Origin of the sequence: Caloramator sp. E03, from assembly GCF_006016075.1 — a bacterium.
In the GTDB taxonomy this organism is placed as follows: domain Bacteria; phylum Bacillota; class Clostridia; order Clostridiales; family Caloramatoraceae; genus Caloramator_B.
Window position 1 is genome coordinate 2,635,982 of record NZ_CP040093.1, and the last position, 14,161, is coordinate 2,650,142.

The 14,161-nt window shown below is 32.2% G+C and carries 10 protein-coding genes; all 10 read left to right on the forward strand.

What is annotated here, in order from left to right; all coding sequences use genetic code 11:
• The first annotated feature begins 55 nt into the window (after positions 1–55).
• The 10 genes from FDN13_RS12525 (at position 56) to FDN13_RS12570 (ending at position 14,128) form a co-directional block, all read left to right on the forward strand.
• The gene (locus tag FDN13_RS12525; RefSeq protein ID WP_138980700.1) at positions 56–964 is read left to right on the forward strand and encodes a transposase; all 909 of its coding nucleotides are present in this window, start codon (positions 56–58) and stop codon (positions 962–964) included.
• A 405-nt stretch (positions 965–1,369) separates the two neighbouring features.
• Entirely contained in the window at positions 1,370–3,331 is a 1,962-nt protein-coding gene (uvrB, locus tag FDN13_RS12530; protein ID WP_138980701.1) for an excinuclease ABC subunit UvrB, read from the forward strand.
• Positions 3,332–3,387: 56 nt separating this feature from the next.
• The gene (gene uvrA, locus FDN13_RS12535; protein WP_138980702.1) at positions 3,388–6,213 is read left to right on the forward strand and encodes an excinuclease ABC subunit UvrA; all 2,826 of its coding nucleotides are present in this window, start codon (positions 3,388–3,390) and stop codon (positions 6,211–6,213) included.
• Between the two features lie 59 nt (positions 6,214–6,272).
• Positions 6,273–6,698 carry an FHA domain-containing protein gene (locus FDN13_RS12540; RefSeq protein WP_138980703.1) on the forward strand — a complete coding sequence of 142 codons (426 nt, stop codon included), beginning with the start codon at positions 6,273–6,275 and terminating at the stop codon, positions 6,696–6,698.
• 9 nt (positions 6,699–6,707) lie between these two features.
• Complete coding sequence (locus FDN13_RS12545) at positions 6,708–7,925, forward strand: FtsW/RodA/SpoVE family cell cycle protein (protein ID WP_243120225.1); 1,218 nt, start codon at positions 6,708–6,710, stop codon at positions 7,923–7,925.
• Entirely contained in the window at positions 7,915–9,360 is a 1,446-nt protein-coding gene (locus tag FDN13_RS12550) for a peptidoglycan D,D-transpeptidase FtsI family protein (RefSeq protein ID WP_138980705.1), read from the forward strand. Before FDN13_RS12545 ends, FDN13_RS12550 begins: the two co-directional genes overlap by 11 nt.
• Before the next feature lie 78 nt (positions 9,361–9,438).
• Positions 9,439–10,053: a metal-dependent hydrolase gene (locus tag FDN13_RS12555; protein WP_138980706.1), complete on the forward strand. Its 615-nt coding sequence runs from the start codon at positions 9,439–9,441 to the stop codon at positions 10,051–10,053.
• Between the two features lie 15 nt (positions 10,054–10,068).
• The gene (gene uvrC, locus FDN13_RS12560; protein ID WP_138980707.1) at positions 10,069–11,937 is read left to right on the forward strand and encodes an excinuclease ABC subunit UvrC; all 1,869 of its coding nucleotides are present in this window, start codon (positions 10,069–10,071) and stop codon (positions 11,935–11,937) included.
• A gap of 72 nt (positions 11,938–12,009) precedes the next feature.
• Positions 12,010–12,735, forward strand: a complete 726-nt coding sequence (locus FDN13_RS12565) for a phosphatase (protein WP_138980708.1) — start codon at positions 12,010–12,012, stop codon at positions 12,733–12,735.
• Between the two features lie 40 nt (positions 12,736–12,775).
• Positions 12,776–14,128, forward strand: a complete 1,353-nt coding sequence (locus tag FDN13_RS12570; protein WP_138980709.1) for an RsmF rRNA methyltransferase first C-terminal domain-containing protein — start codon at positions 12,776–12,778, stop codon at positions 14,126–14,128.
• Positions 14,129–14,161: the final 33 nt, after the last annotated feature.

Sequence of the window (14,161 nt, forward strand, 5' to 3'; positions counted from 1 at the left end):
CTCCAACTTGGAAAAATAATACTAAAAATATATTCCAAGTTGGAGGTGTTTTTTTATGCCAAGAATGGCAAGGCAAAAAAGCTATGACTCTATTTATCATGTTATGGTTAAAAGTATATCCGAAGTTCCCCTCTATAAAGATGATAAAGATAAGATAAAATACCTTGACTACATGAAAAAAGCCCAAGAACAGTTCGAATTTAGAGTTTATTCCTATTGCCTTATGGATAATCATGCTCATTTTATTATAGATGCAAACGGTGCAGATATCTCAAAAATAATGCACTTTGTAAACTATAAATATGCCATGTATTTTAATAAAAGGTATGAAAGAAGTGGCCATCTCTTTCAAGACAGGTTCAAAAGCTTAATCGTAAAGGATGATAGATACCTCTTTGCCTTAACAGCCTACGTTCACTTTAACGCAACAGACCTAAAAGGCTACGATAAAAATCCACAGGATTATCGCTTTTCATCTTTAGGCATATTCTTAGGGCAAAAGACAGATGAATTTGAGCTTATAGATGACAAATTTATATTATCCATGTTTAGCCTAAAGGAAGCTACAGCAAGGGCTATATACAAAGACTTTGTATTTAAAGTAAAAAGTATTGTTGATGCGCAAAGAGAAGAATTTAAGAAAGAAGGAACAGAGTATAGGAGCATGAGAACCATTCTTGTAAGGGATCTATCCCCTGATAAAATAATAGAATTAATATCACAAAAATTCAACGTAGATAAGCTAATGCTAAGGATAAAGCGGGCAAAGGAGGCAAAGGAAGCGAAGGCAATACTATGCTTTGTGTTAAGAAAGTTTTGTGATTTAAGATGTGCCGATATATGCAGGATACTTGGGAATATGGGGCAATCTAACGTTTCAAAGCTATGTTCCCTTGGGAGGGAGCTTGTAAAGGAAGAGAAATATAAAAATATAGTAAATGATATATTAACACAAGGGGCATAGATAATTTTATAATGTAGGTTATATATTAAGTATCTTGGTATAAGTTGATAAAATATTTATGCAAATTGTAATAAAAAATTTAAAGTTTTTATACATAAAGATAAAAATAAGGATAAAATATGGACAAGCTATCTTTACAAAATTATTAAAAAAGCAAAAACTTAAAAATATATTAAAAACTAAAATGCAAATAGGTAAAAGGAAGGATTAGATTCAAAAAAATTTTAGAAATTTTAACATGAAAAAATTAATAAGTAACCGTCACCAAACCTAATAAGTAACCGTCATGAAAAATCTAAAAACCCAAAAACATAAGTAACCGTCCCAAAAAACATAAGCATTGACTGTAAATGTTAAAAGATATATAATCATAGTAATCGAACTAATGTTCAAAAGGTGATGACTATGGGAGAGTTTAAAATAAAATCGATTTTTAAGCCAACTGGAGATCAGCCTGAGGCAATAGAAAGGCTTGCAGAGGGAATAATAAGAGGAGACAGGTTTCAAACGTTACTTGGTGTTACAGGTTCTGGTAAAACATTTACTATGGCTAATGTAATAGAGAGGGTACAAAAGCCAACCCTTGTAATAGCCCATAATAAAACTCTTGCAGCGCAGCTTTGTAATGAATTTAAAGAATTTTTCCCTGATAGTGCTGTGGAATATTTTGTAAGTTACTACGACTATTATCAGCCGGAGGCTTATGTACCTCAAACAGATACTTATATAGAAAAGGATGCAGCTATAAACGATGAGATTGATAAACTAAGACATTCTGCAACTTCTGCACTTTTTGAGAGGAGAGACGTTATAATAGTTGCTAGTGTATCTTGCATATATGGATTAGGAGATCCATTTGAGTATAGGAATCTAATGCTTTCATTAAGAAGGGGAATGGAAAGAGATAGGGACGAGATATTAAGGAAACTTGTTGATATACAATATGAAAGAAATGATATTAACTTTACAAGAGGTACCTTTAGAGTAAGAGGAGACGTTGTTGAGATATTTCCTGCTTCTTCATCAGACAAAGCTATACGAATAGAAATGTTTGGAGATGAAATCGACAGAATATGTGAAATTGATACTTTAACAGGAGAGATATTGGCAGAGAGAAATCACGTATCAATCTTTCCTGCATCTCATTATGCTGCATCAAGAGAAAAAATAGAAGAGGCAATAATAAAGATAGAAAAGGAGCTTGATATAAGATACAGGGAACTTAAAGATCAAGGCAAATTACTTGAAGCACAAAGGCTAATGCAAAGAACTAATTATGATATAGAGATGCTTCGTGAAGTTGGATATTGTACGGGGATTGAGAATTATTCGAGGCACTTTGATGGTAGAAAGCCAGGAGAGCCTCCTTATACACTACTGGACTTTTTTCCAAAGGATTTTCTTTTGTTTATAGATGAGTCCCATGTTACATTGCCTCAGATTAGGGCAATGTACGGTGGAGATAAATCAAGAAAAGATAACCTTGTTGAATATGGATTTAGGCTTCCCTGTGCTTATGATAACAGGCCTTTAAAGTTTGAAGAATTTGAGAAAAAAATAAATCAATGCATTTTTGTTAGTGCAACTCCAGCAGAATATGAATTGAAACATTCAACACAAATTGTAGAACAGATTATAAGACCAACAGGTCTTGTAGATCCTGAAATAATAGTACGTCCGATTAAGGGACAAATAGATGATTTGATTTCTGAAATTAAATCAACTGTTAACAATGGATATAGAGTACTTGTAACAACTCTTACGAAGAAGATGGCTGAAGATTTAACGGATTATTTAAAAGAAGTAGATATTAAAGTTAGATATTTACATTCTGATATTGACACTATAGAGAGAATGAAAATAATAAGAGATTTAAGGCTTGGAGTTTTTGATGTCTTAATAGGCATAAACCTATTAAGAGAAGGCCTTGATATACCAGAAGTTGCGCTTGTAGCAATACTTGATGCTGATAAGGAAGGATTTTTGCGTTCAACAACTTCCTTAATTCAAACCATAGGTAGAGCTGCAAGAAATTCTAATAGCAGGGTAATAATGTATGCAGATAGTGTTACTGATTCTATGAAAAAGGCAATTGATGAAACTAATAGAAGGCGAAAAATACAAATGGAATATAACATTAAGAACAACATAACTCCTAAAACTATAATAAAGCCTGTACATGATGTAATAGAAGCTACTAAAGTAGCAGAGGATAGGGCAGAGTATATTGAGAGTGTAGAGAGTTTAGAAAAGCTTTTAGAGTCCCTTGAAAAGGAGATGAAACAAGCAGCTAAAAACCTTGAATTTGAAAAAGCTGCACAAATAAGGGATAAGATTATTGAACTAAAAAAACATACGAAAAAGTAATATAAAAATTCATTGCTATTTGTAGCATAAGCATAGCTATAAATGAGGAGGTTAATATGTCTTTAGATAAAATAATTATAAAAGGAGCGAGAGAGCATAATCTAAAAAATATAGATCTTGAAATACCTCGAAATAAGCTAATTGTATTTACAGGCCTTTCGGGCTCTGGTAAATCATCCCTTGCATTTGACACTATATATGCAGAAGGTCAAAGAAGGTATGTTGAGTCTCTTTCAGCTTATGCGAGGCAGTTTTTGGGCCAAATGGATAAACCAGATGTTGATTATATAGAAGGGTTGTCACCTGCAATTTCAATAGATCAAAAAACTACAAGTAAAAATCCCCGTTCAACTGTAGGGACGGTAACGGAAATTTATGATTACTTAAGGCTTCTTTATGCAAGGATAGGAGTGCCACACTGCCCTAAATGTGGCCGTGAGATAAAGCAGCAAAGCCTTGATCAGATAGTTGATAAGGTTATGGAGTTTGGAGAAAAAACAAAAATACAAGTTTTATCTCCAGTTGTTCGTGGAAGAAAAGGAGAACATACAAAGCTTCTTGAAAATATTAAGAAGAATGGATTCGTAAGAGTAAGAATAGATGGTGAAATATTAGATATAAATGAAGACATTAAACTTGAAAAAAACATAAAGCACAATATAGAAGTTGTTGTTGATAGAATAGTTATTAAAGAAGGAATAGAAGCAAGGCTTTCTGATTCAATAGAAACAGCATTAAAGCTATCAGAGGGGCTTGTAATAATCGATATAGTAGGAGAAGAAGAGATACTTTTTAGTGAAAACTTTGCTTGCCCAGAATGTGGAATAAGCATAGGAGAACTTGCACCAAGGATGTTCTCTTTTAATAACCCTTATGGCAAATGTCCAGTATGTGATGGATTAGGATCTCTTATGGAGCTTTCTCCAGACCTTATAATACCTGACAAGAAAAAATCTATAAACGAAGGAGCTTTAAAGCCTTATAATGGCTTTAAGGAAGATTCATGGGGATACTCTATAATATCTGGTCTTGCAAAACATTATAATTTTAGCCTTGATGAACCTGTTGAAAATTTGCCTGAGGATATTATTAACATACTGCTATATGGAAATAATGGTGAGAAATTTAAAATAGAATATAATACTGAGTTTAGAAGAGGGGAGATACTTCATACCTTTGAGGGAATCATACCAAATCTGGAGAGAAGATATAAGGAAACAAATTCAGATTATATTAGAAGCGAAATTGAAAATTACATGACGGTTAGAAAGTGTCCTAAATGTAATGGTGCAAGATTAAGAGAAGAAAGCCTTGCAGTTACTGTTGCAGGGCTTCCTATTAACAAGGTATGTGATATGGCTGTAAGAGATAGCCTTGAATTTTTCAAAAACCTTAAACTTACAGATAGGGAGTATACTATTTCCAAACAGATAATTAAGGAGATTAAAGCAAGACTTCAGTTTATGGTTGATGTTGGGCTTGATTATCTTACTCTTTCAAGGGCTGCTTCAACTTTATCAGGAGGAGAATCCCAAAGGATTAGGCTTGCAACCCAGATAGGATCAAGTCTTGTTGGAGTTTTATATATACTTGATGAACCAAGCATAGGGCTTCATCAAAAAGACAATGATAAGCTAATATCAACCCTAAAGCATATGAGAGATCTTGGGAATACAGTTATAGTTGTTGAACATGATGAGGATACAATAAGAGAAGCAGACTACGTTGTAGATATTGGCCCTGGAGCAGGTTCCCATGGCGGTAAAATAGTTGCCCATGGAACACCAGAGGAAATTGCAGCCTGTGAAGATTCTATTACTGGTCAATACCTATCAGGAAGGAAGAAAATTGAGATACCCTCTAAAAGAAGAGTACCTAACGGCAATTGGATAAATATAAAAGGTGCAAGGGAAAACAATCTAAAAAATATAGATGTTAATATTCCCCTTGGGGTTATGACAGTTGTAACTGGAGTTTCTGGTTCTGGAAAAAGTACATTAGTAAATGAAATACTATATAAAGGGATTGCTAAAAAAGTTATGGGAACAAAGGCTTATCCAGGTGAGCATGATGATATACTTGGAATTGAAAACATAGATAAGATAATCGATATTGATCAATCTCCAATTGGTAGAACCCCTCGCTCAAATCCTGCAACCTATACGGGAGTTTTTGACTATATAAGAGAAATATTTGCTCAAACTCCTGAAGCAAAGATGAGAGGATATAAGACAGGGCGTTTTAGCTTTAATGTTAAAGGAGGAAGATGTGAAGCCTGCAGTGGAGATGGAATTATTAAAATAGAAATGCAGTTTTTACCAGATGTTTATATACCCTGTGAAGTATGCAAAGGAAAAAGGTACAACAGAGAAACTCTTGAGATTAAATATAAAGGAAAAAATATTTCAGATGTACTTGATATGACTGTAGAAGAAGCCCTTGAATTTTTTGAAAACATACCAAGGATTAAAAATAAACTTCAAACGCTATATGACGTAGGGCTATCATATATAAAGCTTGGTCAACCCTCAACTCAGCTATCAGGGGGAGAGGCACAGAGAGTAAAGCTTGCAACTGAACTTTCAAAAAGGAGTACTGGTAAAACACTATATATACTTGATGAGCCTACAACAGGCCTTCATATTGAAGATGTTAGAAGGCTTATTGATATACTTCAAAGGCTTGTTGAGAGTGGAAATACAGTAGTTGTAATTGAGCATAATTTAGATGTTATTAAATGTGCAGATTATATAATAGACTTAGGTCCAGATGGGGGAGATAGAGGAGGGAAAATTGTAGTATCAGGAACGCCTGAAGAAGTAGCAAATTGTAAGGAATCATATACAGGGCTATATTTAAAAAAGATACTGAAGCAGATATAATCTGCAACAGTATCTTTTTTGTGCTATAATTTACTTAGATTTTTGCAAAGGGTGATTGTATGATAGGGTATTTAGGTTTTGTTTTGAAGTTTGTTATAATTGCTATAATATATATTATTTTATTTAGGATAATAAAGATAATGTATATGGATCTTAAAAGTATTAAAACGAAGGAAGAATTAAAAAACTTTGCCTTTGAAGTTAAAGATGCACCTGATAGCTTAGACATAAGAAAAGGAAGTGTATTTCCATTGCATGTTATAACCAATATTGGAAGAAAAGATGATAATCATATTATAATAAACGATCCTTTTATATCTTCAAAGCATGCTACAGTTTTTATAAAGGACGGAAGATTATTTATAAAGGACTTAAATAGCACAAATGGTACATTTAAAAATGGAAATAGAATTAATGATGTAGAAGAACTTTTTGATGGTGACATAATTGAAATAGGAAGGGTCATATTTAAAGTTATAGGATAGAGGGATATTATGAGTGAGGAAAAGTCAATAATAAAAAGTATATGTCTTGTTACAATGCTCATGTTTATACTTCTTTCATTTTCCCTTGGGAAGATTGATTTTCTTCCGATAATATTTGGAATATCTTCATGTATATTAATTGCATACTCAAACTTTATTATTAAAAGGTTTTTTCCCAATGGAGATAAATATATTTTGATATTATCATCTTTTATAACTCAGTTTGGACTTGTTATGATATATAGATTAAATAGCCAAAACCCAGTAAGAGCTATTAAACAGATATCCTATTTTACAGTAGGCATAGCGGTTTATATATTTCTTGTTATATTTCTTCCTGAAATAAAAAAGTTTGAAAGATTTAAAAACACATACATAGTTATAGCAATTTTGCTTCTAGCTTCTACTTTGTTTTTAGGAAGGGAGATAAAAGGCTCAAGGAATTGGATACAAATAGGTTCCTTTAGTATGCAGCCATCAGAAATTGCTAAGCTTTTTCTAATCTTTTATCTTGCATCTTCAATAAAGTATATAAAAGGATTTAAAGATGTTTTAAAATTATCGATACCTGTATTTATATGTATTGGTCTTTTAGTTATAGAAAAGGATTTAGGAGCAGGGCTTATATTTTTTGGTATTTTCATTACTATGCTTTATATTGGTACTTCTAACTTTAAATATGTACTTATAGGTATGCTTTTATTTTCAGTTGGGGTAATAGCAAGCTATTTTATATTTCCACATGTTAGAGTCAGGATAGATATATGGCTTGATCCTTTTGCATATAAGACAGGGAAAGGATATCAAATATGCCAATCCCTTTTTGCAATAGCTTCAGGAGGGCTTTTTGGTACAGGCCTTGGGCTTGGGCATCCAGAGTTTATACCAGAGGTTCATAATGATTTTATATTTTCTGCAATATGTGAGGAATTTGGACTTTTAGGAGCTATTGCACTGATAATTTTATATCTTTTATTGATATATAGAGGTCTTAGGAATGCAGTTTATGCTAAAGATGACTATTCAAGGCTTGTGTCTGTTGGGATATCAAGTATGCTTGCTTTTCAAATATTTGTTGTAATAGGTGGCGTTACAAAGATGATACCAATGACGGGAATTACCCTTCCATTTGTAAGTTATGGGGGGAGTTCTATGCTGCTAAATTTTATATGCCTTGGTATACTTCAAAGGATATCAGAAAACAGGTGGGATGTAGATGAACAATAGAAAGCTTATTAAAAATATTAAAATTCTCCTTATATTTTTTTGCCTTTGTTTTTTTGGGATAATAATGTATCTTACATATTTTAATATTTATATATCCCCAAAGATAGTATATGACGTTTCAAATCCAAGGCTTAGGGTAGAGGAGGAAAAGATATTAAGAGGGCTTATACTTGATAGAAATGGGAATGTAATAGCACAAAGTAAAAGGCTTGATAATGGAAAGCAAAAAAGGATATATAACTATGGGGAAATCTATGCACATATTACAGGATATAATAGCATAATCTATGGAAAAACTGGGTTAGAGCTTGCATATAATGATATACTTTCAGGCAAAACATTAGAATATAGCACTCCAATTAGTATTTTTAAAGGTTTTTTAAATTCATTGTTAAATAAGCAGAAGAAAGGATATAACCTATATCTTACAGTAGATGATACTTTGCAAAAAAAAGCATACAAATTATTAGGTGATGACAAAGGGGCAGTGGTTGCAATAAACCCTAAAAGTGGAGAGATACTATCTATGGTGTCAAAGCCTTCATTCGATCCAAATCAAATAGATGAAAAATTTAAGGAATATAACAGCGATAGTACAGGGGTACCGTTTTTAAACAGGGCTGCTTTAGGATACTATCCTCCAGGTTCAACCTTTAAAATAATTACGGCTTCTGCAGCACTTAAATATATAGATGATATAGAAGGACAGAGTTTTAATTGTAATGGAAAACTTAAAATAGGAGATTATATATTGAAGGACTACAATAAAGAAGCCCATGGAAGGATAAAGCTTGAAGATGCTTTTAAAGAATCCTGTAACTATACTTTTGGAACTTTGGGAATGAAGCTTGGATATGAAAAATTAAAGGAAACAGCAGAAGGTTTTATGTTTAATAAAGATATTCCTCTAAACGATGAATATGATTCTATACATATAAAAGAGGGTAAAATAACAACTGAGAATATAAAAAGTCCTGCTTTGACAGCTCAGGATGCAATTGGTCAGCACGGAGTAACTTCCAATCCTATGCATATGGCTCTTGTTGTTAGTGCAATTGCAAATGATGGTATTATGATGAAGCCCTATATTGTAAAAAAGATAAGTGATAGCTATAACAATGTTGTATATGAAGCTAAGCCGAGGGAATTAAATAAGGCAGTAGATAAGGTTATTTCAAATAAAATAAAGGATTACATGATTAAAGTAGTAAAAAGTGGTACGGGGACTAATGCAAAAATAAATGGAATAACTGTTGCAGGTAAAACTGGTACAGCAGAAATAGAAGGGAACAATCAAACTCATTCATGGTTTGTTGCCTTTGCACCAGCAGATAATCCACAGATTGCTTTGGCTGTTATTGTTGAAAATGGAGGAGTTGGAGGAGGACGTGCTGCAATGATTGCAAGGGAGATAATTAAAGCATATTTAAAATAATAGTATTTCAAACAGTTGTTCGAAAATAAAAAGTGGTATATACTATAATAAAGTAGTTTACATAAAAGGAGTAAAGTCATGACAGGAAAGACTCACGTTGGTATTGGTGTAATGTCTACAATAATTTTATCTCAGTATATACCTATAGATTTAACTGTTTCTGCTCTTGGAATAAGTGCAGTAGCTTCCCTTTTGCCAGACATTGATCATCCAAAGGGGATTATAAATAAATATTTACTTCCTTTTAGAAGCAAAGGTGCAAAGATTGCATTTTATTTTGCTCTTGGTATTTTTGTGATATTAATTAATAATTTTTATTTTTCATATAGTTATTTAACAGCTCTTGGGGTTTTTTTTGTTTTTATTGGTGTTTCAAATCATAGAAATGGTACTACTCACAGCCTTACGGGTTTTTTATGCTTTTTATTTACACTTGGATATATCGCTACAAAGCTTAAATATAAAAATTTCATTATTCCCTTTTCAATAGGATATTTGTCCCACCTATCTGCAGATATGTTTACATCAAGGGGAATACCTCTTTTTTATCCCTTTGTAAAAAAGAAGATAAAAATGCCTTTAACAATTACGGTTGGTTCATTTTGGGGTAATTTAATAGAAGGTATAATAACAATTGGTGGGCTAATTTATTTAACTTGGAAACTTCCTATTATAATGATGAGGCTAAGATAGGAGGGTTATGATATAATGTTTAACTTAGAAGAAGCACTTAAAAATCTACCAGATCATCCTGGGGTTTATATTATGAAAAATTCAGAAGGGGAAATAATCTATATAGGTAAGGCTGTATCTCTTAAAAACAGGGTAAGGCAGTATTTTCAAAACTCCAAGAATAATTCTCCAAAGGTTGCTGCAATGGTAAGCCACATTGCTGAGTTTGAATATATACTTACCGATTCTGAAATAGAGGCGTTAATCCTTGAATGTAATCTAATTAAAAAAAATAAGCCAAGATACAATATACTTTTAAAGGATGATAAGCACTATCCATATATTAAAGTAACAACAAATGAAGAATATCCACGAATATTCATTACAAGGAAAATAGAAAAGGATGGTGCTAAATATTTTGGGCCCTATACAGATACTAATGCAGTTAGAGAAACTATACAGATAATTAAAAAACTTTATCCTATAAGAAGCTGTAAAAAGTTAATTTCTTATGGTAAAGACCTTGGAAGGCCATGTTTAAATTATCATATAAAAAGATGCCTTGCACCATGTACTGGAAAGGTAAGCAAAGATGATTACATGTCTATGGTAAATAATGTATTATTGTTTCTTTCAGGAAAACAAGATGATCTTATAAGAGATCTTACTCAAAGGATGGAGGAAGCTGCAGAAAAACTTGATTTTGAGAAGGCAGCACAGATACGGGATGAAATTAATTCAATACGAAAAATACAAGAAAAACAAAAGATTATATCTTCTGCCCTTGAAGATGAAGATGTTATAGCCTTTGCTAAAAATGATGAAAAGACGTGTATTGAGGTTTTTTTCATAAGAGGAGGAAAGCTTCTTGGAAGACAAGATTTTTATTTTGATACTATAGAAGATGATGAAAACCTTCTAAGCCAGTTTATTATGCAATTTTATTCTGAAAGGGAGTATACGCCAAAGAATATAATACTTCAAAGTGAAATAGACGAGATTCAAATTTTAGAGTCATATTTATCAAGAAAAAGGGGAAGTAAAGTTCATATAAAAGTTCCAGAGAGGGGAAGTAAAAAAGAAATTATAGAGCTTGCTAAAAAGAATGCATCAGCAGCTTTAGAACAGTTAAAGTATAAGACTTTAAAGGAAAAGGATGCTACGGAAAACGCTTTAAAAGAAATTTGTACAATACTTGAGCTTGATGAAATCCCCTATAGAATTGAAGCTTTTGATATATCAAACATTAAGGGGACGGATTCTGTAGGCTCTATGGTTGTATTTGAAGGTGGTAAGCCTAAAAACAAAGATTATAGAAGGTTTAAAATAAAGACAGTTGAAGGTCCTGATGATTATAAATCTATGGAGGAGATATTAAAAAGAAGATTTGAAAGAGGATTTTTAGAAATAAAAGAGCTTGAAAAACTAAATAAAAGTGCTGATGAAGGTAAATTTTCGATTTTTCCTAATCTTATAATGATGGACGGAGGAATTGGACAGGTATCAGTTTGTGAAAAGGTTTTAAAAAGTTTTGGACTTGACATTCCTGTTTGTGGAATGGTTAAGGATGAAAAACATAGAACAAAGGAACTTGTTTATAATGGCGATAAAATAAGCCTTTACAAGGATTCTAATGCATTTAAATTGATAGCCAAAATTCAAGATGAGGTTCACAGGTTTGCCATAAGTTATCATAGGAGCCTTAGAGGTAAGAATGCTGTAAGTTCTTTACTTGATGAAATACCGGGAATTGGAAAGAAAAGAAGGCTTGCTCTTTTAAAGCACTTTGAAAGCATAGATGCAATTAAAAAAGCATCTATTGATGAACTTAGAAGGGTTGAGGGAATGAACGAAAAAAGTGCAGTTGCAGTCTATGAATATTTTAATAAGGATGTTAAAAGCTAATTATGAAAAAATTTACGAATTTGTATTAGTTGCTAAATTATAATATAATTGAATTGTAATGGGGGTGGTTATATGAAAAAACTTGTTGTTGATACTCATACCCACACTGTAGCAAGTGGTCACGCTTATAGTACCATTATTGAAAATTGTATTGAGGCAAGCAAAAAAGGTATAGAACTTATCGCTATGACTGATCATGGTCCAGCGATGCCAGGAGGGCCTCACATATTTCATTTTGGTAATTTAAAAGTTATACCAAGATATATTCATGGAGTTGAAGTTTTAAAAGGAATAGAAGCAAATATAGTAGATTATGATGGAAAACTTGATTTAAACGAAGAAAGAATGGAGAAAATTGAAATAGTTATTGCAAGCCTTCATGATGTTTGTATAACTCCAGGAAGTGTAAAGGATAATACAAGGGCTTTAATAAATGCTATGAAAAGTAAATATGTTGATATAATAGGGCATCCAGGTAATCCTATGTTTCCAATAGAAATAGATGAGGTTTTAGATGCAGCTATATACTACAACGTTATGATTGAAATAAATAATAGCTCTCTTGGGGTTTCGAGGATAGGTAGCTATGAAAATTGCAGTCTGATAGCAAAACATGCTGCCAAAAAAGGAAATATAATTGCCCTTGGAACAGATTCTCATATATGCTATAGTGTAGGAGAATTTAGTAAAGCGGTTGAGATTATTGAAAAAGCAGGTATTGATGATGATCATATAATAAATAACGATAAAGAAAAGCTTAAAGAATATTTAAGAAAAAAAGGAAAACTTATAAAATAATAAGCCGCCTACTGGCGGTTTTTTTAAAAGAGGTTGAGATATGAAACTTTCTGCGAATTTTTTTGAGAGAATGAAGTTTATTTTAAAGGATGAATATGATAGCTTTTTGGAAAGCCTTAAAAGAGAAAGGGTAAAAGGTATTAGAGTAAACACATTAAAAATTGACATACAAGATTTTAAAGATATTTCTCCATTTGACATTTTAGAAACTGTACCTTGGGAAAAAAGAGGCTTTTATATAAATGAAGATAAACCAGGAAAGCATCCTTATCATCAAGCAGGGTTATATTATATACAAGAACCAAGTGCAATGGCAGTTGTACCAACTTTAAATATAAATGAAGGAGACAAAGTTTTAGATTTGTGTGCAGCTCCAGGAGGAAAATCAACTCAGGCAGCTTGCTATCTTAATGAATCAGGACTAATAGTATGTAATGAAATTGAAGGTAAAAGGGCAAAGGTTTTATCTGAAAATATTGAAAGAATGGGAATTAAAAATGCAATTGTAACTAATAATTCTCCAAAGGAACTTGAAAAAGTATTTAAAGGGTATTTTGATAAGATAATAGTTGATGCTCCCTGCTCTGGTGAAGGTATGTTTAAAAAGGAAGAAGCTGCAATAGAGGATTGGAGCATAGAGAATGTTGAAGGATGTGCAGCCAGGCAAAGGGAGATTATGGATTGTGCAGCTACCATGGTAAAACCTGGAGGATATATAGTTTATTCAACATGTACATTTTCCATTGAGGAAAATGAAGGTACAATAGATTATTTTCTTAAAAAACATAAAGAATTTGAAATAGTAGAAATAAAAAAAGAGTTTGGATTTACAAGAGGACTATATGAATATTTTGACAACTATGAGCTAAGCAAAGCAGCAAGGCTTTTCCCGCATAGATTAAAGGGAGAAGGTCATTTTATTGCTCTTTTAAGGAAAAAAGATGGCGATGACTTTAATTACATGTCTTTAAAAAGTAATGTTAAACAAAATCAGCTTAAAGATTACTTTGAGTTTGAAAAGGAAAACTTAAATACTATTATTAAGGAAAATTTTTATTTATCGGGTGAAAACCTTTATAGTTTTCCATCAGACTTATGTGATTTAAAAGGGCTCAGGATATTAAGGTTAGGGCTTCACATTGGAAGTTTTAAAAAGAATAGGTTTGAACCTAATCATGCTTTAGCACTTGCAATAAGAAGCAAGGATGCTAAAAGAGCTGTTAATTTTACATCAAATAGTGATGATTTATTATCTTATCTTAAGGGGGATGTAATAAAAGCAAAAGTTGAGGATGGATGGTGCCTTGTGCTCGTTGATGGATACCCTATAGGCTGGGGAAAAGCAGTTAAAGGAGTTATTAAAAATCATTTTCCAAAGGGCCTTAGATGGTAACATTTTGCTTGATTTATGCATTTATTATATAAT

Coding starts and splice junctions, on each gene's coding strand:
- FDN13_RS12525 (WP_138980700.1), top strand. CDS start 56: ATGCCAAGAATGGCAAGGCAAAAAAGCTATGACTCTATTTATCATGTT.
- FDN13_RS12540 (WP_138980703.1), top strand. CDS start 6,273: ATGATAGGGTATTTAGGTTTTGTTTTGAAGTTTGTTATAATTGCTATA.
- uvrA (WP_138980702.1), top strand. CDS start 3,388: ATGTCTTTAGATAAAATAATTATAAAAGGAGCGAGAGAGCATAATCTA.
- FDN13_RS12550 (WP_138980705.1), top strand. CDS start 7,915: ATGAACAATAGAAAGCTTATTAAAAATATTAAAATTCTCCTTATATTT.
- FDN13_RS12565 (WP_138980708.1), top strand. CDS start 12,010: ATGAAAAAACTTGTTGTTGATACTCATACCCACACTGTAGCAAGTGGT.
- FDN13_RS12570 (WP_138980709.1), top strand. CDS start 12,776: ATGAAACTTTCTGCGAATTTTTTTGAGAGAATGAAGTTTATTTTAAAG.
- FDN13_RS12545 (WP_243120225.1), top strand. CDS start 6,708: ATGAGTGAGGAAAAGTCAATAATAAAAAGTATATGTCTTGTTACAATG.
- uvrC (WP_138980707.1), top strand. CDS start 10,069: ATGTTTAACTTAGAAGAAGCACTTAAAAATCTACCAGATCATCCTGGG.
- FDN13_RS12555 (WP_138980706.1), top strand. CDS start 9,439: ATGACAGGAAAGACTCACGTTGGTATTGGTGTAATGTCTACAATAATT.
- uvrB (WP_138980701.1), top strand. CDS start 1,370: ATGGGAGAGTTTAAAATAAAATCGATTTTTAAGCCAACTGGAGATCAG.